Source organism: Aminipila butyrica (assembly GCF_010669305.1).
GTDB lineage: Bacteria > Bacillota > Clostridia > Peptostreptococcales > Anaerovoracaceae > Aminipila > Aminipila butyrica.
In genome coordinates this window covers 1,653,204-1,676,774 of the sequence record NZ_CP048649.1, presented here as the reverse complement: position 1 = coordinate 1,676,774, position 23,571 = coordinate 1,653,204, and the positions used below count along the sequence as shown (strand labels likewise).

Annotated in this window: 22 protein-coding genes; 1 reads left to right on the top strand and 21 read right to left on the bottom strand. The window is 45.4% G+C overall.

The genetic code is table 11. The features are described from left to right. Positions 1 to 5 precede the first annotated feature (5 nt). The 9 genes from Ami103574_RS07995 to Ami103574_RS07955 all read right to left on the bottom strand — a co-directional run bounded on the left by Ami103574_RS07995 (position 6) and on the right by Ami103574_RS07955 (position 11,237). Positions 6 to 1,127 (bottom strand): type II secretion system F family protein, encoded by a 1,122-nt coding sequence (locus Ami103574_RS07995; RefSeq protein WP_163066384.1) that lies wholly within the window; start codon positions 1,125 to 1,127, stop codon positions 6 to 8. After that, a complete protein-coding gene (locus Ami103574_RS07990; protein ID WP_163066382.1) occupies positions 1,124 to 2,059 on the bottom strand; it encodes a type II secretion system F family protein in 936 nt (311 codons plus the stop codon). The genes Ami103574_RS07995 and Ami103574_RS07990 overlap by 4 nt, the downstream gene beginning before the upstream one ends. Then, positions 2,056 to 3,279, bottom strand: coding sequence for a CpaF family protein (locus Ami103574_RS07985; RefSeq protein ID WP_163066380.1), 1,224 nt, complete (start codon positions 3,277 to 3,279; stop codon positions 2,056 to 2,058). The genes Ami103574_RS07990 and Ami103574_RS07985 overlap by 4 nt, the downstream gene beginning before the upstream one ends. Positions 3,280 to 3,421: 142 nt before the next feature. Continuing rightward, a complete protein-coding gene (locus Ami103574_RS07980) occupies positions 3,422 to 5,722 on the bottom strand; it encodes a cation:proton antiporter (RefSeq protein WP_163066378.1) in 2,301 nt (766 codons plus the stop codon). After that, positions 5,723 to 6,688, bottom strand: coding sequence for a sensor histidine kinase (locus Ami103574_RS07975; protein WP_163066376.1), 966 nt, complete (start codon positions 6,686 to 6,688; stop codon positions 5,723 to 5,725). Continuing rightward, positions 6,685 to 7,374 carry a response regulator transcription factor gene (locus Ami103574_RS07970; protein WP_163066374.1) on the bottom strand — a complete coding sequence of 230 codons (690 nt, stop codon included), beginning with the start codon at positions 7,372 to 7,374 and terminating at the stop codon, positions 6,685 to 6,687. Before Ami103574_RS07970 ends, Ami103574_RS07975 begins: the two co-directional genes overlap by 4 nt. A 129-nt stretch (positions 7,375 to 7,503) precedes the next feature. Next, the gene (locus Ami103574_RS07965; protein ID WP_163066372.1) at positions 7,504 to 9,198 is read right to left on the bottom strand and encodes a Na/Pi cotransporter family protein; all 1,695 of its coding nucleotides are present in this window, start codon (positions 9,196 to 9,198) and stop codon (positions 7,504 to 7,506) included. Positions 9,199 to 9,302: 104 nt separating this feature from the next. Then, a complete protein-coding gene (locus Ami103574_RS07960; RefSeq protein WP_163066370.1) occupies positions 9,303 to 10,406 on the bottom strand; it encodes a P-loop NTPase family protein in 1,104 nt (367 codons plus the stop codon). Between the two features lie 63 nt (positions 10,407 to 10,469). Further along, the gene (locus Ami103574_RS07955; RefSeq protein WP_163066368.1) at positions 10,470 to 11,237 is read right to left on the bottom strand and encodes a ClpP family protease; all 768 of its coding nucleotides are present in this window, start codon (positions 11,235 to 11,237) and stop codon (positions 10,470 to 10,472) included. A gap of 93 nt (positions 11,238 to 11,330) precedes the next feature. Here Ami103574_RS07955 and Ami103574_RS07950 point away from each other — a divergent pair, with 93 nt between their 5' ends. Next, on the top strand, positions 11,331 to 11,567 hold the full coding sequence (locus Ami103574_RS07950; protein ID WP_163066366.1) for a YlmC/YmxH family sporulation protein: 237 nt from the start codon (positions 11,331 to 11,333) through the stop codon (positions 11,565 to 11,567). Here the strand turns inward: Ami103574_RS07950 and Ami103574_RS07945 are convergent. From Ami103574_RS07945 to ybeY, 12 genes are all read right to left on the bottom strand, one after another. Further along, positions 11,548 to 12,324 carry a M15 family metallopeptidase gene (locus Ami103574_RS07945; protein ID WP_163066364.1) on the bottom strand — a complete coding sequence of 259 codons (777 nt, stop codon included), beginning with the start codon at positions 12,322 to 12,324 and terminating at the stop codon, positions 11,548 to 11,550. The genes Ami103574_RS07950 and Ami103574_RS07945 overlap by 20 nt on opposite strands. Beyond that, complete coding sequence (gene vanG, locus Ami103574_RS07940; protein ID WP_163066362.1) at positions 12,317 to 13,378, bottom strand: D-alanine--D-serine ligase VanG; 1,062 nt, start codon at positions 13,376 to 13,378, stop codon at positions 12,317 to 12,319. Before vanG ends, Ami103574_RS07945 begins: the two co-directional genes overlap by 8 nt. 2 nt (positions 13,379 to 13,380) lie before the next feature. Further along, a complete protein-coding gene (gene vanW / locus Ami103574_RS07935) occupies positions 13,381 to 14,205 on the bottom strand; it encodes a glycopeptide resistance accessory protein VanW (RefSeq protein WP_163066360.1) in 825 nt (274 codons plus the stop codon). A gap of 144 nt (positions 14,206 to 14,349) precedes the next feature. Further along, positions 14,350 to 15,465 (bottom strand): sensor histidine kinase, encoded by a 1,116-nt coding sequence (locus tag Ami103574_RS16165; RefSeq protein ID WP_408609099.1) that lies wholly within the window; start codon positions 15,463 to 15,465, stop codon positions 14,350 to 14,352. After that, entirely contained in the window at positions 15,458 to 16,156 is a 699-nt protein-coding gene (gene vanR / locus Ami103574_RS07925) for a VanR-ABDEGLN family response regulator transcription factor (protein ID WP_163066358.1), read from the bottom strand. The genes Ami103574_RS16165 and vanR overlap by 8 nt, the downstream gene beginning before the upstream one ends. An 18-nt stretch (positions 16,157 to 16,174) precedes the next feature. After that, the gene (gene ppdK / locus Ami103574_RS07920) at positions 16,175 to 18,796 is read right to left on the bottom strand and encodes a pyruvate, phosphate dikinase (RefSeq protein ID WP_330587251.1); all 2,622 of its coding nucleotides are present in this window, start codon (positions 18,794 to 18,796) and stop codon (positions 16,175 to 16,177) included. A 25-nt stretch (positions 18,797 to 18,821) separates the two neighbouring features. After that, complete coding sequence (locus Ami103574_RS07915; protein ID WP_330587250.1) at positions 18,822 to 20,207, bottom strand: glycine--tRNA ligase; 1,386 nt, start codon at positions 20,205 to 20,207, stop codon at positions 18,822 to 18,824. 124 nt (positions 20,208 to 20,331) lie between these two features. Continuing rightward, complete coding sequence (locus Ami103574_RS07910; protein ID WP_163066354.1) at positions 20,332 to 20,988, bottom strand: DUF4342 domain-containing protein; 657 nt, start codon at positions 20,986 to 20,988, stop codon at positions 20,332 to 20,334. 17 nt (positions 20,989 to 21,005) lie between these two features. Next, on the bottom strand, positions 21,006 to 21,758 hold the full coding sequence (recO, locus tag Ami103574_RS07905) for a DNA repair protein RecO (RefSeq protein WP_163066352.1): 753 nt from the start codon (positions 21,756 to 21,758) through the stop codon (positions 21,006 to 21,008). 2 nt (positions 21,759 to 21,760) lie between these two features. Next, positions 21,761 to 22,699 (bottom strand): GTPase Era, encoded by a 939-nt coding sequence (gene era, locus Ami103574_RS07900; protein WP_163066350.1) that lies wholly within the window; start codon positions 22,697 to 22,699, stop codon positions 21,761 to 21,763. Further along, positions 22,683 to 23,060 (bottom strand): cytidine deaminase, encoded by a 378-nt coding sequence (gene cdd, locus Ami103574_RS07895; RefSeq protein ID WP_163066348.1) that lies wholly within the window; start codon positions 23,058 to 23,060, stop codon positions 22,683 to 22,685. Before cdd ends, era begins: the two co-directional genes overlap by 17 nt. Positions 23,061 to 23,067: 7 nt before the next feature. Further along, positions 23,068 to 23,520: an rRNA maturation RNase YbeY gene (gene ybeY, locus Ami103574_RS07890; protein ID WP_163066346.1), complete on the bottom strand. Its 453-nt coding sequence runs from the start codon at positions 23,518 to 23,520 to the stop codon at positions 23,068 to 23,070. Positions 23,521 to 23,571: the final 51 nt, after the last annotated feature.

The window sequence follows — 23,571 nt, the reverse complement described above, 5'->3', positions numbered from 1 at the left end:
TTCTCCTACATGTCCAACATAGCAGGAGCTAAGGTAATCACGATTAAAACGACCAGCTGCAAAGCTAACGGCAGCGTAAGCTTTGTTTCTGCTATGCGCCCCTTTTCTTCCGCTGATTTTTTCCGCTGAAACCACAGAAAATTGTTTTCATCTTGCAAGATTTTTACCAATTCTGTCCCCTTGTGAATATTTTCCGCCAGCACGTTGACAATTCTCATGAACTCACGATTTCGGCTGCGTTCAGCAAAACTTTTTAATTCGCCGACCATAGAAGCATTGGTCTGATCTACTTGGAGATTTATCTCCGTCAACTGGCTGTAAAAATAAGAGCATTTCCTGCCTTCCCTGCAATTGTGATCTTCTACAATTTTACGGAAAGCTGCCGTCAGAACTAGCCCGGCATTCATAAGTAAAATCAGCTTACTTAAAAAATCCGGCAGTTCCCTTTCAATGGACTCTTGACAAGTTTTTTTCAACTGCTTCAGCTCATCATACCTTTTCCAATAGGTGCAAAGAAGCAGAAATCCGCCTGTCAATACCACCATGGGTAGCGGCCGGTCCTGCTCCTGGCTCCAAGCAATCCCCTTCATGCCCTCGATATGCTCCGGCAAATAGACAACCTTGCCGCTGTCCCCTTTGTTGATCCCATAAATAGCTGCATTTAATTTGCTCAGGGCTGCTGTCTGCAATGATTCGGGATTAGTGGCTCCCTTTTGCTCATCCACTTCTTCTTGGACACGATCGGTCCCCTCCGGTTTAATGGTCAGCAAAACGGTCTTTTGCACAGTTTCTCCGGCAACCTTTCCCGTGACCACTAAACTGGCCTGTCGACTGCCCTGATCATAGGTAGGCCTTTCGATATATTTTCGGCCAGTCTCGTCTACCGAAAAGTTATTCTGCTGACCAGCCACTGCCTGCAACAGCAGTAGAAAGGTTATGACAGCCAGCCCCAGCAGAATGTATCCGTAACGCCTAGCGTTCCTCAGCCTCATCGCTTGAACCACTTCTCTGCCAGGGAGCTGCCCATAAACTTGATACAACTCCTTTTCGTATTTTTTCGTCCGTCCAGTCAACTGTTCCGGAACTCGGGTCCAAAGGCGATTCAGCGCCTTGCCTTCTCCTTTCACAGCCTCACCTCCAGCATTTTATTCATAATATAATAAGATATGAACATGCTGCCCAGCGCTGCTGTCATGACAATCCGGCCTGCTACGGTGTGATACAGTACATACAGATATCCGGGAGAAGCTACGTTTAGAAAGAAAATCACCAACACCGGCATAGCGCTAATAATCTTGGATTCTGCCTTTTTCTGTGCTGTTATCGTGTGAATTTCCCGATCAATAGTCATCTTATCCATAATAACCTCCGCAGCTCTGGCAATCATCTGATTCACGTTAGCTCCTGTAGATCGACAAGTAGAATAGACATCGGCAAAATTAATGATTTCTTCCACCCCGCTTCGATAAGCAAAGTCTTTCAAAATCAATTCCTCGGTGGTTCTGCTCTCTTGAATGCTCTTAATCATATAAGAGAGTTCCACCATAATAAGCTGATTTTCCTCATAGATAAAGGATAAATTTTTTCGGCCCTCTGCTAGAGCCTCTCCCATTTGCCGGCCTGCTGCAACGGAAGAAGACAGGGAATACAGCAGGTCTCGAAACTGCTGCCGCAGTTGCTCCTTCTGTTGACGAACCTTCAACTGAATATAAAATCGCTTCAGGGGAAAAACTAGCATCGCCATTGCCGCCGACAAAAACAAATTTAGATAAAAGAGATAACCGATAAAAAACAGCCCTCCTCCTGCTAAACAGAAATACTTGCTTTTCTCCCTCCCTGTCAGCACATAATTTCCGTAATCCCGAGGACCGCCTGAATCTGGCCTCCGACTCCTTGAAACCACTTCCGCTCCTGTCCCTTTTGCCCAAAGCTGCGTCCAGCCTCCGCTATTAGCCATCCTGCCTTTTGTCCTCACCCCCATTCTGCGCCCAAAGCCATCCTGCCCCTCCACCCTCTTATTACCATAATTTTTTATACGGTCAACTGCTTTATCTCTCACGCCTTCACTCCTCTCAACTTCAGCTTTTCTTCTCGAACCAGCTTATTTCCTGTCCGTTCCAGCCCTCGCTCCACCTGATATTGAAACAGACTGTTGATGATATAGTCATGTCCCTCATAGCCACATATTTCTGCAATCTCCAACACCCGCCGAGACTTGTCTGGCAGCCGCCCCAAATGAACCATAATATCAATACCCTCCGCAATTTGACTGCGGATAGCGTCTATGGGAAATTCGGCTGCTTGCAGCACCATAGTTTCCAGACGCTTCAGCATACCGGAGACAGAATTTCCGTGGCCCGTAGATAAGGACCCATCGTGACCGGTATTAAAAGCTTGGAGCATGTCCAACACCTCCTTTCCCCGAACCTCCCCGACGATAATGCGGTTGGGCCTCATTCGCAAGCTGGTCTTAATTAGCTGCTGCATATCTACCAGCCCCTTCCCCTGAACATTGGCATTCCTACATTCCAACCGCACAAGGTTTTCTACGCCGTGGAGTTGGAGCTCCGCAGAATCTTCGATGACGATGATGCGCTCCTGATGAGGAATATAGGTAGACAACACATTTAGCAAGCTGGTCTTGCCACTGCCAGTCCCGCCACTGATAAAAATATTTTCTCCTGCCACCACCATACACGCTAAAAAATCTGCTGCTTCTTGGGTAATAGTTCCAAAACTTACTAAGTCCTGCATCGAAAAAGCCTTTTCAGGAAATTTTCGAATGGTCAAGCTGGGGCCGCCTAAAGCAACATTCTTGTAAACCGCGTTGACTCGAGAGCCATCGGGCAGTCTGGCATCGACGATGGGATTGAGTTCATTTATTTCTCGATGGACTCGGCCTGCAATCCGGCGAATCAGCTCCTCCAGCTCTTCTGTGGTAGTAAATCGCTGCTCTAGCTTTTCGATAATCCCTTGACGCTCGATAAAGATATGGTCCCTGCCGTTAACCATGATTTCTGTCACCTGGGGGTCCTGGCTGTAAGGATGAAGAATGCCCAAGTCTTTGCGAATGGTGTAATACACCTGATGAATCAATCGAGCTTTAACCTTAAAACTATACAATTCCAAACGGCTGTCCGCCAAGATGGCTTCTTCCATCAAGGCAAAGATTTGTTCTTCGTCATCCTCCAAGCTGGTATGACCAATCATTCTTCGCAGATCTGCTGTCAGATCCATAATAAGCGCCTGAGGAACCACCTGCTTTTCATCAATATCCATTTTAATACTTTTCTTCCTTTTTATTACTTATAACAATATAATAAAACAGTTGTAAATATTTTACAACTGTTTTATTTCGACATTATTTGATTATTGTAATTTTTTCAGGATTTAAGCCATATGAAAAAAATTACCGGCTTATTTAATTGAGAATACCATCCCGCAGGAATCGATCAACGGTAGCTTGTGCGCCCAGCACCCACAACACATCCCCTTCTCGGATATGAGTGTTCTTGTTAGGCGTGACCATAGACAAAGCGCCTCGGTCTATACCGATAACAAAACCATGATATTTCTCCCGTATCCGGGACATCTGAATCGTCTTGTTGCAGAACTCACATTGGTTAGTCACATTCACAGCCATACACAACAGATGATTCTCCTTATCCGTAGAAATGAACACCTGACCGTAAGTATAATCCCTCAAGGTAAGCATTTCTTTTCTCTTAGAAAAGACTACCGTGTTTTCCAGGGACATCTCATAGGATTCCAAATTGTTCTTCTTTCCCATGACCACCAGGATATCTCCCTCTCTCACGCCGGCTCGAATATCAGGAATATTGATGTGATGATCCTTGCGGATAATCTTGATGATTTGAATCCCCAGCTTACGACGGGCAAATATATTTTTCTCCGGTTCATCCATCAGAATCTGTTTGATTTCGTATTCTTCCACCAATAAAGTCTCATCCAGCCAGCGATATCCTTTCACCACACCCTTTTCCTTCTTTTTTCGCTCCAGTATCCGCTCATTAAAGTTGGCGATAAACCGGGTCTCAATTTTGATGGAATGGCTGATCATAAAGTCTGACTTGATGCTGAAAAAGACGATAACAAGTGAAATAATCCAAAGGATCCACACTGGTATATTCGTCATAGTCTTGATTGTCAGCATGACGAAAAACAGGGAAACCACTACTCGAAAGCCACGGAATACCAACAGCGGCAGGCGGTTAGTCTTGTTTTTCAGCCACAGTTTTGTATACATAACATTTCGCTTATAGGACATCAGATTGATAATAGGTGCCATCAATACAATCGTTATGACTGCTGTTACCCACTCGGCATATTCCATAACCATACCATAATGATCCAGAATTGGTGCGACAAAGTGAATGCCCCCTATATAGATACAGATTAGAATGATAATCGTGATGGCTGTTCTTGGAATATATTTGCTAAGAAATTCCTTCCAATCTGGATCTTTCTCATTTTCATTTTGCTTTTCAGAAGTATACTGCTTAATTTTCTTCAAAGTCCGCTTCGGCAGAGACCTGCTAATCAAGCCATAGACGGGTTCCCCTTTTTTAATAAACATAGGCGTTGTAAAGGTAGTAATAACGGAAACCGATACCACGATGGGATACAAGAAATCACTGGTAACTCCTAGGGTTGTGCCCAAGGATGCAATGATAAAGGAAAATTCGCCGATTTGCACCATGCTCATGCCAGCACCTACAGCGGTTCGCAGAGTTTGCCCCGACAGGAGCACTCCTATAAAAGAGAAGGTCATCTGACCTAGAATTGTCACCACAGTAATCAGCAGGATAGGTCCTGCATATTGTACAATCAAATCTGGATTTACCAGCATGCCCACCGATACGAAGAAGATAGCACCAAAGAAATCTTTGATTGGATGGAGTAATTCTTCGATTTTCTCTCCTTTGACGGTACCTGCCAGAATAGAGCCGGCCAGAAAAGCACCGAGAGCAGAAGAGAATCCCATGTAGTTGGCAATAACCACCATGGCCAGACATAGGCCCAGAGAAACGATTAACAAGGTTTCATCATTTAAATACTTGCTGGCCTTCTTCAAGGCTGTAGGAATCAGGTAAACGCCCAACATGAGCCAAATGATTAAATATAGCAGCATCATACCGATTTGACCGCCCAGCTCTAAGCCAGAGATGTTCTTGCTGACGGACAAAGTAGACAGCACAATCAGCATGAAGATTGCCATAACGTCTTCCACAATCAAGGTTCCCAGTACCAGCTGGGCAAACTTTTTCTGTTTCAGACCCAGTTCGTCGTAGGCCTTAAGAATAATCATCGTAGAGGACATGGAAAGCATGCCTCCTAAAAATATACTGTCCATCTGGCTCCAGCCCATCAGCTGGCCCACGCCATATCCAATAAACACCATGGCAGTCATGACCGTTAGAGCCGTAACAATGGCACTGCCGCCGATGTTAGCAATTTTATGAAAGCTGAATTCCAGCCCCAAGGCGAACATTAGAAAGATAATTCCTAACTCCCCCCAGATATGGATATTCTCCGGATCCATGATATTAGGCAGTATTGAAAAATTAGCACTGGTCAAAAATCCTGCTAAAAGATAGCCTAAGACCAGCGGCTGCTTTATCTTTTTAAAGATAATAGTCGTGATGCTGGCCACCACCAGTATTAAGGCTAAGTCGCGTATTAAAAAATCAAGATGTTCCATCTATTCCTCCTTCCGGATAAAAATCACGGTAAAGGTCGAGCCTTCACCCAACTTACTCTTCACATTCACTTCTGCATGAAGCAAAAATGCAATATGCTTGACGATTGAAAGTCCTAGTCCTGTTCCACCACCCTTCTTTGTTCTGGATTTATCTACTCGGTAAAATCTCTCAAAAAGTCTTCCGAAATGTTCTTCTGCTATGCCGATGCCGTTATCGCTAACCTGAATGTACACCTTCCCTGCATCCAAGCGAGAGGTTACCAGCACCTTTCCTTCTCCGCCTTCTTTAGAATATTTAATGGCATTTTCAATTAAATTCATCATCATTTGAATAAAACGGTCCCGATTGCCCTCAATATAACAGTCTTGGGCCAGCTGGGCCTCTAGATGGATGTTCTTGCTGTTTGCAATAGGCTCCATGGTAGAGATTAGATTGGCTAGACATTCTCTGGTATCGATGATACCCACCGCCAGAGGTGTCTTTTTATTTTCGATTTCAGAAAGAACCAGCACATCCTGGATTAAACGCTCCAGCCTGGCGGTCTCAATAGCGATAATGTCGATAAACTTACTGCGAATCTCCGGGTCCTCTGCCGCGCCATCTTGCAAGGTCTCAATAAACCCAGAGATAGAGGTCAGGGGCGTTTTCAGTTCATGGGTTACATTGGCCACAAATTCACTGCGAATCTGCTCTGCCCGTTTGTTCTCCTCAGTGGTTTGTACCATCTGTTCTTGAAGTCTTCGCACTGGTTTCATGAGTTGATTGTAAATAAGTAAGGAAAAAATCCCTGAGCAGGCTACACAAATAATCATTGTCATGCCGAAATGCCGGTTGTTTAACATAAAGGAGAAGGCTCCCACCCGGCCGCTGGATTCAATATAGGCAAAATAGGATATGACAGATAGAAGCAGCAGGACATTGCAGACCGTGATTCCCATAGAAGCCAGTAAAAAACGCTTTTTCATCGCATCTTATAACCCTTTCCTCGGATGGTCTGTATATATTTGTCTTCATTGTCGTCCTGCCCTAATTTTTTTCTCAGATAACGAATATGAACGTCTACCGTTCTGGTTTCTCCTGCGTAATCAATGCCCCAGACCTTATCCAGCAGCTGATCTCTGGAAAAAACGTGACCTCGATTTTCCATGAGGAAACACAAGAGCTCAAATTCTTTTAAAGTCAGTTCCACAGGCTTTCCTCCCAACGTGACCTCGTGGCGGTCCGTATTAATCTGCAAATGGTCCAGTCCCAAGATGTGTTCGCTGTTAGGCGGACGGAACGTATTTTCCTCATACCGCCGGAGGACGGCCTTGATTCTAGCCATCAATTCTCTTATGCTGAAAGGTTTTGTCATGTAATCATCCGCACCAAATTCCAGTCCGAGAATTTTATCCACCTCATCACTCTTGGCAGTAAGCATGATAATGGGGGTTTTGTTGCCATCTTCCCGCAACTCCCTGCATATTTCATGGCCATTTTTTCCGGGCAGCATAATATCAAGCAGAATTAAATCCGGCTTCTCCCGGTGTACCAAGGTAATGCCCATAATCCCATCTTCGGCGCTGATATATTCATACCCATTATTTTTCAGATTATATCCCACCAACTCGATGATGTTGGGTTCATCCTCAATGATCAGTATCTTTTTCATTTTGTTCCTTCATCCCTGCCTATATAATTTAAGCTGATACACGGTCAGGCAAGTGCCCCTGCCTATCCCATATCAGCTTAGCTTAGCCTATGTTTTAATTTTAACACAGATGACCGGTGTCACGCACCCTTAAATTTCTCTATTTGTCAGATTATTTTCATTAAACTGAATATCCGATAGGACTGCATCGGCAATTTTCTTACAGGAATCTCCTATTCGTTCAATATTATGGATAATATCTGTATACATTACGGTAAATTCTGGAGAACAGCTCTTATCGTACAACCGTTTGATGTGTTGCTTTTTCAGCCGCTCCTCGGTACGGTTCATTTCTTCCTCTTGCAGGAGCAAATCTTGCGCCAAGTGGGCGTCACTTTCTTCCAGGGCTTTCAAAACGGTGCTGGTCATACGATTGGCCTGGTCAAAGCATTCATAGATTTCTGCACAAGCAATGTCAGAAAACTCATAGCCATTGCGCATTTTTTCTTCCGCAAACTCTGTAATATTGACGCAGTTATCGCCAATGTGCTCCAAGTCGGAGGCAATATGGATAAGACCGGATACCAGCTTACCCTGATGCTCGGTTAAGGTGTCGGTAGCAAAGATGGATGCCAGATACTTGACAGTTTCCTGCTGAAGCCCATTGATTACCGCTTCCGTCTTAAACACCGACTTCACCGCGTCTGTATCGTTGGCAATAAAAGCTTTTTTGGTATCCTTAATCATCTGCAAGGCGAATCCGCCCATCCGCAGCAATTCCTTAGTCGCCAAGTGAATGGCGAAAACCGGCTGTTCAATGATGTTATAATCTAAGTACTGGGGCTGCGCTGGCAATTTATCCGCATCTTTGCCCGGAATCAACTTGACCACTGCTTTCACCAAAAGCCAGAGGAAAGGCAGGAAGATCAGCGTGTTAATCAGATTGAAGAACATGTGCCCATTTGCCACCTGTCTGGCCAAGACGTCATATTCCGGGCCAGCAGGAGAAATGAATTGAATAAAGTTAACATACAATGGCAGAAAAATCAAAAATAAAACCATTCCCGCCACATTGAAGATAATATGAGCTGCTGCCGTCCGCTTAGCATTGGCCGTAGACCCGACGGAAGCCAGAGCAGCAGTAATGGTGGTACCGATGTTTGTACCCAGCACCATGGCCAGCGCACTTTGAAGACTTACTGCACTGGCTGCACCGCCTATTACGGCCTGACTGCCCAGGCTCTGAATCAAGGCAATGGATGCGGTGCTGCTCTGGAAAGCCATAGTCACCGCCGCACCTGCCAGCACTCCTATAATCGGCAGCTCTTGTACCCACAGAAAAAAAGCTCCCGTTTTCGGAGAAGCCGCTACCGCTCCCATGGCTGTACCCATGAGGTTCATGCTCAAAAACAGTAACCCGAAAGCAAATATAGCCTGTCCTACGTTAATCCAGGTTTCTTTTTTCATACAGATTTGCAGCAAAAATCCCACCAAAATCAGCAGCCAAAAGTAATTTCCTATTTGAAAGGCAATCAACTGGGACGTTGCTGTAGCCCCGATGTTGGCCCCCAGCACCATGCAGATGGCTTGAGGCAAATTCATCAACCCGGCACTGACAAAGCCGATGACCATCACCGTCGTGGCACTGCTGCTTTGCAGGACTGCTGCCGTCAGTGCTCCAGCCAGAACGCCCATCAGTGGATTCTTTGTAAAATAGGCTAGGAGTTTCCGCATCCGTTCTCCTGCTGCCCGCTGCAATCCATCGCTCATCAGGTTCATCCCGTAAATAAACACCGCAACGCTGCCTACCAGCGTAATCAGTACCTGAAACCCATTCATCTCCATGACCCTCACCTTTCGCCTGTATGAATTTATATCCTTTTATATTACCTCTTATATTAAATAGGATACCGCTCTACACTCCAGGTAAAAAGAGTTCCCTTGTTAAACTATTGTAAAATCCATGTTAATTCTGACGAAAGCTGCTTCATGCCTGTACCAAACTCTCGCTCAATACTGATGGTTGTAAAGGCTGAGCCGTCTGTCCTCTGCCCATGAATAAAGCTGGCCTCATCTCGTTCCACATAGACGGTCTTAACCGTCTGACCGTTTCCCCATGCGACCTCAGCTGCTGGAATGAATTCCCTTCCAGCTTCACCTCGGTTTTCATCTTCTGCGAAATTTACTACCCAAATCATCTTATCCCATACCTGACGGCCCAAGCAGTGCTCTAAGTAACGGCCATAGCGCTCTTGCCGCTGATTCTGCTCTGGCCTGCTCACGAGACAAATGTGCTGGCAGACAGAAGCCAGCCAGATTCCTTCTTCTCCCAATGTATCATCCCCATCTACGAAAATATAATCCAGCGGGGCAGCCTTCTGTAGTGCCTCTAAGAAATCGCTCCATTCCGCCATGGTCAATTCCTTTAACGGATTCCGCCCGGCAGCAGGTGAAAAAGCCAACACGCCGTAACTGCTGCAAAGGACAGCGCCTTCCAACGGGAAGCAACAATCTTTCTGCTTTGCCAGTTGATACAAGTAGTTGGACAAACTTTTTTTACGCTCTTCTTGAAAATAAGTACCGGTGGACTCCACCTCTTCTCCGCTGAGATACAGCACCCGCTTACCGTGAAACCGGCTTAGTTCCTCTGCCAGCCCCAGGGCCACGGAGGTCTTTCCCGTTCCGCCGCAAGCACTGCAAAAAAGGACCAGCTTCCCCGGCCCATTTACGGGTCTAGGAAAGCTCCTCCCTGTCTTTGCACTATAGAAAGTCAGCAGCTGAGCTGCCAGATTTTCCGCTGTATCGTAGCGAAAAAGGTCCGCCTCTCCAGCCCGTTCGCTCAGGCGGACAACACCTGCTCCAGCTTCCCCTTCCTGCTCCGGCACCATCCAGTCGAAAAGTATCAAATTGGGCATAGCAAAATTCCCGCGAAGATATGCCTGGGAATCCAAAAGAGTAAAAACCATGTTTTTGCTTGTTTCTGTTACACAGCTGGCAAGCGCCTTGGCATAGGCCGCGTCTGCCGACACAAAGAGTATTGTAATAATATCCATAAATCCCTCCAAATACCATATTGTTTTTTCAGTATAAGGTATTATGGAAATAAATGTCAATCTTTATTTTTTCTTTGAAAGCTCTTTTTCTTTTACCGGCTGCTGATTTTTGCAATGCTCTTCTTCAATCATCTGATACAGCTTGTTCAGGGACTGGCTCAGTCCGCCGATCTCTTCAATCAGCCCCACTTTCACTGCATCGTGGCTGAACAGCACGGTGCCTACATCGTTAGACATATTATCGGTACAATTCATCAAGCTTACGATATGATCCCGATCTGCGTGAGAAGTGCGAATGATAAAGTCTATAATCCGATCCTGCATCTTTCGAAAGTAGTCATAGGTAGGCTCTGCACCGATAATCATGCCGCTCATGCGGATAGGATGAAGGGTCATCGTAGCACTTTCGGCGATAAAAGAATAATTGGCGGCAGTAGCTAGTGGAATACCGATGCTATGCCCCCCGCCCAGAACCAATGATACGGTGGGCTTAGATAGGGTGGCAATTAATTCTGCTATAGCTAAGCCGGCCTCTACATCGCCCCCTACTGTATTTAAAATGATTAGCAATCCCTGGATCTGGTCGTTCTGCTCGATGGCTGTCAACTGAGGTATGATATGCTCGTATTTCGTAGTCTTGTCCGTAGGTGAAGCAAAAGTATGACCTTCAATACTTCCGATGATGGGCAGACACAAGATATCACTCTTAAAATCCTCTACCATATTGGTTACACCCAGCTCTAAAATGTTCTCCTTCGCTTCGGAACTGTCCGACTCTTTTTTCCCAGAACCCTGGTCGATTTCTTCTTCCTGGTTCACAAAATTGTTCATAAAACCCTCCTTCAATAAATACTATTATATGACCGGTTTTTCCGGTCTATTTCCCTTTGAACATCATTATTATTTGCTAAATGGAGGTTCATTATGCGATTAAGTGAAATTGGTGATAAAGAAATCGTAGATTTGCGAAACGGCAGCAGGCACGGACAGCTTTGGGATGCAGAAATGCTCTTTGAAAAGGAAAGCGGTCGGATTAAATCCATCCTGGTTCCCAACTTCCAGTCAAAAATCAGCTTTCTCTCCACCCACGACTACATGCAGCTCCCTTGGAATTCCATTGTCAAAATAGGAGATGATATTATCATCTTCGAAAGTCAATAGTACCGTCTGGCCAATGAGTCACGATAAAACCGTCTGAATTATTACCGGAAATCTCATGAACCCCTTGCTCTGGCAGGGAAACTGCCGTTATTCCGGAAGCATCTGCCGGCACGTAAAATACATGAATGGGCAGCTGGCCTTTTCGCTGAAACACATATTTTTTATGGGCCGAAAACCTTTTGAGGAAAGCTATATATTCTTCAAAGGCTAGGCCCTTTTTGCTGATAATCTGTGAATGGGGATAACCCACATAGCGAAAATGCCACGGTTCGTGGGCAATGCCTGTAATGGCTTCCTTTTCTTCAGAATAACGCTGAATAAAGCCGTAATGGGCAGCTCTTCTGCGAAATTGCTGACAAATGCCTCTATAGGGAAAGTCTGGACAGATAAAATCGATGTGTTCTTTCTTCTCCCCCAAGTCGATAGCAAGCCCAGTCTGATGCTCACTGTGGTAGGGCTTGGCCACAAATTTTCTGGTGAAAAGTTCTCCGTATTCCTCCATGGAGCTTTCATAAATTTTTTCCTGTTCTGCTGAAGGACGATATCCGCTGACCGGAATGATTTCGTTAGAGCCGCCGATTTCTTCTAATATCCAACGAAAAGCTTTTGCCGCCTGACTCTTGATTAATATCTCCGGGAATCTGGAATCCACCGGCACAAATCCACCTTCACCGGAAGTCTTCACCGGAAAGTCTTTATTTACAAGAAGCAAATTCCCCCTATAAATTTGCTCTGTTGATAATAAGATCTTATTCATGCTCAACGTACAGCCCAATCAGCTTGTCCAGCAGTTCTTCAAAGGACAAGCCAATGCCTTTCATCATATTTGGATATCTGCTGTGGGCAGTAAGACCGGGGATGGTATTGACCTCATTAAATACAATGTCGCCAGATGAGGTTAGGAACATGTCCACTCTGGCAAAGCCAGAGCAGCCCAAGACCTTATAGATAGTCTTGGCGGTTTCCTGTATCTTCTTTTCACAAAGGGCATCAATTCTTGCAGGCATATGAATCGTTGAATTTTTCTGGGTGTATTTTTCTTCATAATCGAAAAATACATCATCCAACTCTATTTCATCCACCCGTCCGATGGTTAACGACTCTTCCCCTAACACCGCACAGCCCACTTCAAAACCCTGAACTTCTTCCTCCACGATGACTTCATCGTCATGTTTCAAGGCAAATTCAATAGCCTCTTGCAAATCTTTTTCCTCATAGACTTTTGTCATGCCACAAGAGGAACCACCGCAGACAGGTTTCACAAAAACCGGGTACATCAATTGCTCAGTAATCTTCTCCAGCGCTTCCTTTCTTTCGGCTCCTTTCAAGGTAATGGATTTAGGTATAGAAATGCCTGCGGTGCTAACCATCTTGTGGGCTCTGTTTTTATCCATGCACAGGGCAGAAGACAGCGTATTGCAGCCGATTGCCTGTATGCCCGCCAACTCAAAGAGACCTTGCACCGTGCCGTCTTCACCATTTTTTCCGTGTAGGATGGGGAAGGCAAAATCCAATTTTGTTACACGGCTCTTTCCCTTAGACATCTCAATAATCCCGCCTAACGTGCGATTCTGCGAAACCACCACGGGAACAAGCTGGTTCAAATCCTCATCCCACGTGTTGTTTTGAATATTGTCATACTCCCCTTTATAGCGATACCAGTCCCCTCCTCTGGTAATGCCCAAGGGAACAATATCATATTTTTCCACATCTAAATTTTGCAAAACGGCAGCAGCTGATTGCAGCGATACCTTGTATTCTGTCGAATTACCCCCAAAAATTACGGCAATTTTCTTTTTTTTCTCCTGCATATTTAATCCCCCTTTTCCTCCATGCAAACGTCCTCTGGCAGCGCATAACCAATCTCACATAGATTTTCGTATAAAAAAACCTGTTCTTCTCTATGACCCAGCTTATCCCTTTTGATGCAGTCAACTGAGGCCTTTTGGTAAACTCGTCCTTTTTTTCTGTAATACGAAACGGACTGATTAAAAAGCTTATATTCTGCCAAGCTTTCTGCATTCGACCGTATGCAGCCGTGCATGTATTCTTCATCAAAAGTCACGACAATCTGAAAAGTGTCCTGGGTATCATTTCTTACTTTCAAATCCAGCCAGCCTTCACTGATGGTGGCATCGGTGCCCAAAGGCAGCGTCTCTGTGGTCGTTGGAAAAGACTCTACAGCATGTCCATGACGCTCCACAATAGTCAACGGTGTGTGGAGAAACATCCAAAACAACATATTGCTGAGCTGGCATAAGCCGCCCCCGTATGAGCCAACAATCTTCCCATCCACCAAATTTAAGCCTTCTTTGTAGGGCTGATGCCGATCTGCATGCCTCACCAGCTGCCAAAAGGAAAACGTCTCTTTTGGTTTAACAATCAGATGGTCTACTTTTTTAGACGCAACCTTTAGATTGTGAACCTTGTTTATCTGATACCTCATATTAAATCCGCTGTTTTTGTTCAGCATCAGCGACGAGGTTTCAAATACCTGCTGCGGCAGTAAATCTTCGCTCCTCTTCTTAGCATATTGGTTGCCATCCAGCCACATGTGCAGATAAAAGCATTGTTTTCGCTGCCACTTGCGCAAAGGAAGCAAAAACGGAAACACCTGAGTCAATCTCTTTCTTGCCATATCTCTTTATCCCTTCTCTATATAAATCAAAACAAAAAAGCACTTTTGTCTTGATACAATCATTGTATCAAGAACAAAAATGCTCTTTTTTCGTTTATCCTGACGAATTTTCTACTTTTTTATATAAAAATACTTACAATTTCCTTACAAAAGAGGAAGATTCACATCAAATTCAATAAGCTCGTTTTTACTTTCTGCCCGGATGGTTCCTTTATGAAGGCCCACAATCTCTTTTGCAATAGCCAGACCTAGTCCTGCACCACCACTATTAGAGCCTCGAGCTGTATCTAAACGATAGAACTGCTCAAAGATTCGTTCCAGCTTTTCCTCGGGAATCGTGTCCCCTGGATTGATAAACTTAATGGAGATGTCTCGTTGATTTTCCACCACGGTGATCTGGATGCTGCCACCTTCAAAGCTGTAAAAGACAGCATTGCGTAGAAGGTTATCAAACACCCGCTGAATTTTGTCCACGTCACATTTTATGGACGTATCCGGCCTACTATGAAGCTGACAGGTTAAATTTTTACTGGATAACATGGGTTGAAACTCAAATATAAGCTGCTCCAGCAAGCGAGTCAAGTTTACAGTTCTGTATTGAAGCACGCTGGCAGAAAGATTAAAGCGGGTAATTTCAAAAAACTCGTTAATTAAGTCTTCCAAACGCTCTGCTTTATCTAGGGAAATAGACAAATACTTCTCTCTCAATTCCGGGGAAATTTGCCTCTCATCCCGCAGCAAAGTCAAATAACCAATCACAGAGGTTAATGGTGTTTTTAAATCATGGGCCAAATAGACCACCAAGTCATTCTTTCGCTGCTCGGCCTCTTTTGCCAGCAGCTCATTGCGCAAGGCCTGTTCGCGAAAGAGATTCAATTCATCCTGCACAATCTTTATCGCCTCCGGCAAAACGATGGGCTGATCTTTGTCTGCTACAAGCTGTTTAGAGGCAGCAACTACTTCATCCAGATAATTAAGGGCCTTAGTGAAGAAATAATAAGTGATGACACCCCAGCCGATAAAGCCTATCGTGCCTACCACTAAGCGAAACTCATCTCTCATCCACCTAAGAATCTGATAGAAGGGATTGTAAGGGCTCCACGTGATGGAAGAACAGACTTGCCAGGCCAAAAGAATACATAAGAGCAACCCAACAGCAAAGCCCACCAGAGTAAGGACATATTGAATGGCAATACGCCCAGCTAATCGGCTTCTCAAACCACCCTGTATATGGCTGTCTCGTTGTATATCCTTATTCAATGGTATATCCCACTCCCCATACGGTTTTAATAAATTTAGGGTTTTTGACTGGTTCTTTCAACTTTTCACGCAATCGGCCGATATGAGCCATAACCGTATTGTTATTATCTAGGTATTTTTCAGCCCATACCGCTTCAAATAACTCCTCAGAAGAAACCACCTTCCCCTGATGTTCACATAAGTACCAAAGCAAGGCAAACTCGATAGGCGTTAAGGAAATCTCTTGGCCAAACAACCAGCACTTGTGCATATCTTTATTAATCAGCAGCCCTTTTATGTCGTACTCTTTTGCTGGAACCGCTTCTACATTCTGTACGTTGTTGTATCTGGTATATCTTCGCAATTGAGTTTTAACCCGTGCTACCACTTCTAAAGAATTAAAGGGCTTTGTTATATAATCGTCTGCTCCCATAGTCAGACCCATTATTTTATCCCCCGCTTCCACTTTTGCCGTCAGCATAATAATGGGGAAAAAGTACTTTTCTCTAATCTTTTGGCAAAGTTGAAATCCATCGATATCTGGAAGCATGAGATCTAGTATCGCCAGATCTAATCTTGTTGAATCGATGCACTGCAAGGCATCGGTGCCATTATAAAACTTATGGACCCGGTAACCGTCATTTCGCAGATAAACCTCTAGTAAGTCAGCGATTTCTTTTTCATCATCTACGATTAAAATATGTTCATTCATAGTAAAAACGGTTTCCCCCTATTTCTGCCCGATAGCCGCCTGAGCAGCAGCCAGTCTGGCCACCGGTACCTTATAAGGGGCACAGGACACGTAGTTCAGCCCTAGGTTGTGACAGAAAGCTACAGTCTGCGGATCACCGGATTGGTCACCACAAATGCCCATTTTGAGGTTTGGCCGGGTGGACTTGCCTGCTTCTGCTGCCATTTGAATCAGCTTACCCACCCCTTTTTTGTCGATGGTTTCAAAGGGATTGCTGTCAAGAATCCGTTTTCCTTGATACTCCCGAATCATCGGCAGGGAATCCTCCCGAGACAGGCCAAAGGTCATCTGTGTTAAATCATTGGTCCCAAAGGAGAAAAACTCTGCCTCTCTGGCCAGTTCATCAGCTACAAGAGCCGCCCTAGGTACTTCAATCATCGTCCCCACCGAATAGTTCAAGGTCATGTTCTCCTTTTTAAAGCAGCTATCGATGGTTTCCACCACAATCTTCTTAATAAAAGCAAATTCACTTCTCATAGCCACCATAGGGATGATAATCTCTGGGGCAATGTCCAGATTCTTTTCCCGCTTCATTTCAATGGCTGCCAAAATGATTGCCTCAGTCTGCATGGCCGCTATATCCGGATAGGTTACTGCCAAGCGGCACCCTCTATATCCCAGCATGGGGTTTAGTTCCCTCAGCTCGTCAATACGTCGATTCAGCTGGTCCAGGGACACATGGAGCTGCTCCGCCAGGCGAATAATCTCCTCCTGGCTGCTAGGCAGAAATTCATGAAAAGATAAGTCTAACAGGCGAATGGTCACCGGCCTGTCTTGCATCGCTTCGTAGATAGCCTTAAATTCCTTTTTTTGAAAAGGCAGCAGCTGCAACAGGCTTTCCCTGATCTTATCCTCGTTTTCTGTCAGCAACAGCTGACGAATCAGCAGGATGCGGTTTTCTTTGCGGAACATCTGCTCCGTCCGGCAAAGGCCAATGCCCTCTGCTCCAAACTGGACTGCCGCCTTAGCCTCCTGCCCGTTGTCCGCGTTGGCCCGGACTTTCAAGGTTCGTATTTCATCGGCCCACTTCATAATGGTACCGAAATTGCCTGAAAGCTCTGGGGTTACCGTCTTGACATCCCCTTTGTAAACCATGCCTGAAATGCCATCCAAGGAGATAAAATCCGCATCGGTGAGAACTACATTTCCAATGGTGAGAGTCTTCTGTTGCTGATTCACTGTCATGTCCCCACAACCAACGATACAACACCGCCCCATACTTCTAGCCACCACTGCTGCATGAGAGGTCATGCCCCCTCTTGCAGTGAGAATGCCCTCTGCCGCTACCATGCCTGCCAAATCCTCCGGAGAAGTCTCCATCCGGGTAAGAATGACCTTTTCTCCATTTAAGGCAGCAGCCTCCGCCTCTTTCGCGCTGAAACAAATGCGGCCAGTCACAGCTCCCGGTGAAGCTGGAAGACCAATCCCCAGCTTTTCTGCCCGCTTTAGATCCGCTTTTTCAAAACGGGGGTGAAGCAGCTGGCTGATTTGCTCCGGTTCCAGTCTGGTGACGGCAGTCCGCTTATCAATGAGCTCCTCCTGCTCCATATCCACGGCGATTCGCACAGCAGCTTCCGCCGTGCGCTTAGCGTTTCGGGATTGAAGCAAAAACAACTTGTTTTTTTCCACGGTGAACTCAATATTCTGCATATCTGTAAAATGCTCTTCCAGCAGCTTAGATATGCGCAGAAACTCTTTGTAAACCTCCGGGAAGAACTCCGCCATGCCGTCGATAGGCAGCGGCGTCCGCAGGCCCGAAACCACGTCCTCTCCTTGTGCATTCATGAGAAATTCACCAAAAATCTCACTAGTGCCGTCAATCGGATTTCTGGTAAAAGCTACTCCGGTACCGGAATGCTCCCCCATATTGCCAAAGACCATAGACTGAACATTGACCGCTGTCCCCAGGCTGGAGGAGATGTTGTTCAACTGCCTATATAATACCGCTCGCTCGTTATTCCAAGAGCGGAATACAGCCATGATGGCTTCCATCAACTGCTCTTTGGGGTCTTGAGTAAGCTCTCTGCCCATTTCCTGCTGAATAAGCACCTTATAATCTTTAATAAGCTCTTGAATATCTTCTGTGGTCAGAGACAGGTCATCCCCATAAGACTTCTCCTGCTTCTTCTTCTCCAAAAGAGCTTCAAACTTTGTCTTGGGTATCTCCAAAACGATGTTGCCAAACATCTGAATGAATCGTCGGTAGCTGTCGTAAGCAAACCGCGGATTCTCAGTAAGTACAGCCAGGCCTTCCACGATATCATCGTTCAGGCCTAGGTTCAAAATGGTATCCATCATGCCAGGCATAGAAAATACGGAGCCAGAGCGCACCGATACCAGCAAAGGTCTTTCTTTATCGCCAAATACCTTGTCTGTCACATTTTCCAGTTCAGAAAGCTTTTCAAAAATTTGTTCAATTACATCTTCAGCAATTTGACACTCTTCCTGGTAATACTGGTTACATGCCTCTGTAGTGACTGTAAAGCCAAAAGGCACTGGCAAACCGATTTGAGTCATTTCTGCTAAATTGGCGCCTTTCCCTCCTAACAGCTCCCGCATTTCCTTTGAGCCTTCATTAAATGAATATACAAATTTTTCCATTTGAATTTCTTCCCTTCTGAAAAGGTTAGAATACTAACCTTTCTTCGATGTACTGCTTCACCTCTGCTACCGGAATCCGTACCTGTTCCATAGTATCCCGGTCTCGGATGGTTACACAGCCGTCGCTTTCTGTATCGAAATCCACGCAGATGCTGAACGGCGTACCGATCTCATCCTCTCTTCTGTACCGCTTGCCGATAGAGCCCGCTTCGTCGTAATCCACCATGAAATACTTGGACAGCTCTTCATAAATAGGCTGCGCTATCGGTGCCAGTTTTTTAGCCAGAGGCAATACTGCTGCCTTAAATGGCGCCAGCGCTGGATGGAATCGCAGTACCACTCTTACATCTTCTTTTCCGTTGGCATCTGTCAGGACTTCTTCATCATAGGCTTCGCATAAGAATGCCAGCGTAACCCGGTCTGCACCCAAAGAAGGTTCAATGCAGTAAGGGATATACTTTTCATTAGTCTCTGGATCTGTGTAATTCATCTCCTGACCAGAATGTTCACTGTGCTGCTTCAAGTCGAAATCTGTTCGATCGGCAATACCCCACAACTCGCCCCAGCCAAATGGGAACAGATATTCAATATCCGTGGTGGCATTGCTGTAATGGGACAACTCCTCCTGCTCGTGATCCCGCAGGCGGAAGTTTTCGCTGCTCATGTTCAGTGCCTTTAAGAAAGCCACGCAGTAGTCCTTCCAATAGTGGAACCATTCCAGATCTGTACCTGGTTTGCAGAAGAATTCCAGCTCCATCTGCTCAAATTCTCTAGTTCGGAAGGTGAAGTTTCCCGGCGTAATCTCGTTTCTAAAGGACTTTCCTACCTGAGCGATACCAAAAGGAAGTTTTCTTCTGGACGTCCGCTGCACGTTTTTGAAGTTGACAAAAATGCCCTGGGCCGTCTCTGGTCTCAGGAATATCTCTGCTTTGGAATCCTCTGTAACCCCCTGAAAGGTTTTAAACATCAGATTGAACTGACGAATATTGGTGAAATCGTTTTTGCCGCATTCCGGACAAGCAATTCCTTCTTCCTTAATGTAGCCTTCCAGCTTTTCGTTGGACCAACCATCCACCGTCACTTCAGGGATATTTGCTTCCTTCATGTATTCTTCAATGAGTTTATCTGCCCGAAATCTGGCTTTACAACTCTTGCAGTCGATGAGTGGATCGGCAAAACCACCCACGTGGCCGGAAGCTACCCAAGTCTTCGGATTCATTAAAATGGCTGCGTCCAGTCCTACGTTATACTTGGATTCCTGAACAAACTTTCTCCACCAAGCCTTCTTTACATTGTTTTTCAGTTCCACACCGATGGGACCGTAATCCCATGTGTTGGCCAGACCTCCGTAGATTTCGGACCCGGAATACACAAAGCCTCTGTTCTTGGCTAAAGCTGTAATTTTCTCCATTGTAATTTCCTTACTCATTTTTACCTACCACTCCTAGTTTTTATATTACTATCAAAAAACGAGCATAGCTCGTCTTTTGATATCTAACGTATTCATTTCTGCTAAACTCAGTTGAAGAAATGGATTATTCCTCGCCTTCTGCAAAATCTTCTGCCTCAAAGGTTTCTGCCTTTTCTTCCGGCTCCTCCTCCAGATTTTCCTCCGCATCCTCGAAGGACATATCTTCTTCGTCGTAGAAGCAGCCATCTTCCTCTTCCTTCTTCGCTTTATTTAAGGCATCCGAAGTCTTATGCTTCACGTTGTTGTACACGTCGGTACTGCGGACTTTTACTTCATCGGCAATGACCGAACCCTTTTCCACAATATCCTCGATGGTGTCGTTGGCCATCTCACTGATGTCGATAATTGCTCCATCATCCTTTACCAGCTCAATCACACACTTGGTGCCGAAAGCGGCGACCATACCGGCAATCATAGCCCAAGGAGCCAACATCGTTCCTAAGATACCGATATTAACCGGCAGGTTCAGCATAACCTCTCCGTCCTTCTTGATGATAATCTTAGATACGTTGCCTTTTCTAACGGTCTCCTTGATCTTTTCCACAATCTGCAGACTGCCTTCTCCAATCTTGGACTTTGTCTTCTCATCTATGGATTCCTCAATGGCGATAATGGCATCCACAACGCTGCCGTCGGCGGCTTCCAAAGCTTCCTTCGCCTCTTTATAGCTGACTCCGGTTCTGTCTTTCACTAACTCAATTTTTTCCAGTGTAATCTCCATACTCTTACCTCCTTAAACTATTCCATGAGAAAGCTCTCGCTTTTCAGGTCTCTGATATCTAAATGATAGGATATATAACGCCGTATAAGCTCCTTTAAACTATCCTGTGTCTGCTGATTTAAAGCCAGATTTTCTAAGCTTTTCAGTGGGTTTGATAACATGTAGTTCGCTGCTTCAATAATACCAAAATTTGCGTCATAAATCAATGATTCATTGGTATTCCCCTTCAGTTTATTTAAACAGCTTTCACAAATCAGGCCTCCTTCCCCAATCGCCAACCAACGGAGATTTCCCCTCTCTCCGCAAGACACACACTGTTTCAGCTGAGGCGCACAGCCCAGCAATGCCAGTGACTTAATCTGATAGGCCAGCGCCAAGGTGGCATAAGACTTGCTTCGCTTTTCCAGAGCGGCCAGATAGTCCTGAAGTAAATCAAACATCTGCGGAGCCCGCTCATTTTCCGAAAGAATCTTATCTGTATATTCCAAGATGTAGGAGGCGTACATGTACTTATCTACGTCTTCGCCAATCTTGTAAAAGCTCTTGATGACCTCTGCGCTGTTAATGTTATAGCTCTCTCGGTTTTTATACAGCTCAAAGCGGCTGTATGTAAAGGGCCGTAAGGCCAGAGTAGACTTACTTCTGCCCTTTTCGTTGATATTGGTAGCTGCGCTTATCTTGCCATATTTTAAAGAAAATAATACCAGCATTTTTCTGCCGCTGGTCATCTTAATGCTTTTTAAAACGATTCCTTCTGTATCCGTGTACATATCTATTCCCTGTTGTCATAGCCGAAATTGGATAAGGCAAAATCGCTGTCTCGCCAGTTTTCTTTCACCTTTACCCACAGTTCTAAGAATACTTTGCTTCCCAGAAGGGCCTCGATTTCCATTCTGGCACTTTTGCCGATGCCTTTTAATTTCTTGCCTTCTTTGCCGATAATGATGCCTTTATGGGATTTTCTTTCGCAGTAAATTACCGCCCCTATGCTGGTCAGATTCTTCTCCTCTTTATAGCTTTCAATCTCTACTGCGATACCGTGAGGCACTTCCTGCTCCAAATATAAAAGCGCTTTTTCGCGGATAATCTCGCTGACAATGAACCGTTCTGGGTGATCGGTAACCATGTCTGCCGGGAAGTACATCGGTCCTTCCTCCAGCGAGCCTTCAATCTCCTTCAAGATGGCATCCACATTCTTTCCCTGAATAGCCGCCGCTCCAAAGATTGCTTGGAACATATTCAAAGACTGATATTCCTCATAAATTCGTCGATATTTCTCTGGCTCCAGCTTGTCAATCTTGTTAATCACCAGTATTTTAGGGGTATCCACCTCCCGCAGTAAGTCCAAGATGTACTTGTCCCCTGTTCCTGCGGACAACTCGTCATCTACCAACAAAACGATGACCTCTACCTCCCGAAAGGTGTTGACCGCCATGCCGGTCATATAGCTTCCCAGCTTGTTTTTAGGCTTGTGAATGCCTGGCGTGTCAATAAAGATCATTTGCACGTCATCCTGCCCTTTTGTCTCCGCCATCCGGGTGTAAATACCTCGAATACTGTTTCGAGTGGTCTGAGGCTTGTCTGTGGCAATGGAGATTTTCTCCCCTAATATGGCATTCATCAACGTAGATTTTCCCACATTAGGCCTGCCGATTATTCCTATAAATCCTGATTTCAATCTATTTCTCCTTTTGTTACAACTTAAATCCATGGGGCAGTAATTCCCGTAGCGTCATCTGCTCCAAGTGCTCTTCGTCTGCTCCGGTTATGACCAGCAGATCTGGTGAAAACTCATACATAAACTGCCGGCATATGCCGCAAGGCCAAGCTTCCCCACCATTTCCACTGATGGCGATGGCCACAAACTCCAGTTCGCCTTCGGAGATGGCCTTTGTAAAGGCCGTCCTCTCCGCGCAGATGGTGGCCCCATAAGAAGAATTCTCCACATTGACGCCAGTATAAACCTTTCCGCTTTTAGCTAGAAGGGCTGCACCGACGTGAAAGCGTGAAAACGGCGCATAAGCCTTATCAGCCGCTTGTCTGGATTTTAAAAACAGTTCTTTTCCATTCATGAAAGCCTTACCTCTCTATGCCTATCTGATTCATAATCCGCTCTTCTTTTTCCCGCATCGCCACCTTGTCTTCTTCCTCTAGATGATCATATCCCAGCAGGTGGAAGACACTGTGAACAAACAGGTATACCAACTCTCTCTCTGGAGAATGGCCGAAATCATCTGCCTGCAACAGGGCCTGTTCCGGGCAGATGACCACATCGCCGATGCAGACCTCCCCGCCCTTCGGCAAATTGGTCAGGTCATCAAACTGTGGAAAGGAAAGAACATCTGTCACCCGGTCCACCTCCCGATACTGCTTGTTCAGCTGGTGTATTTCTTCTTCATCAACAAAGGTTACACTGACTACAATATCCTTGGGGTCTAAGCCTTCTTCTATGATGCACAGCTTTCCAGCTTCCGTCATCTTCTCCACGACGGCTTGTCCCGGCATTCTCTCTTCACTAAAAATAATGTTCATACCTGTCACCTCATCATCCGCATACAGCAATAGCGTTTACTCTATATCCTA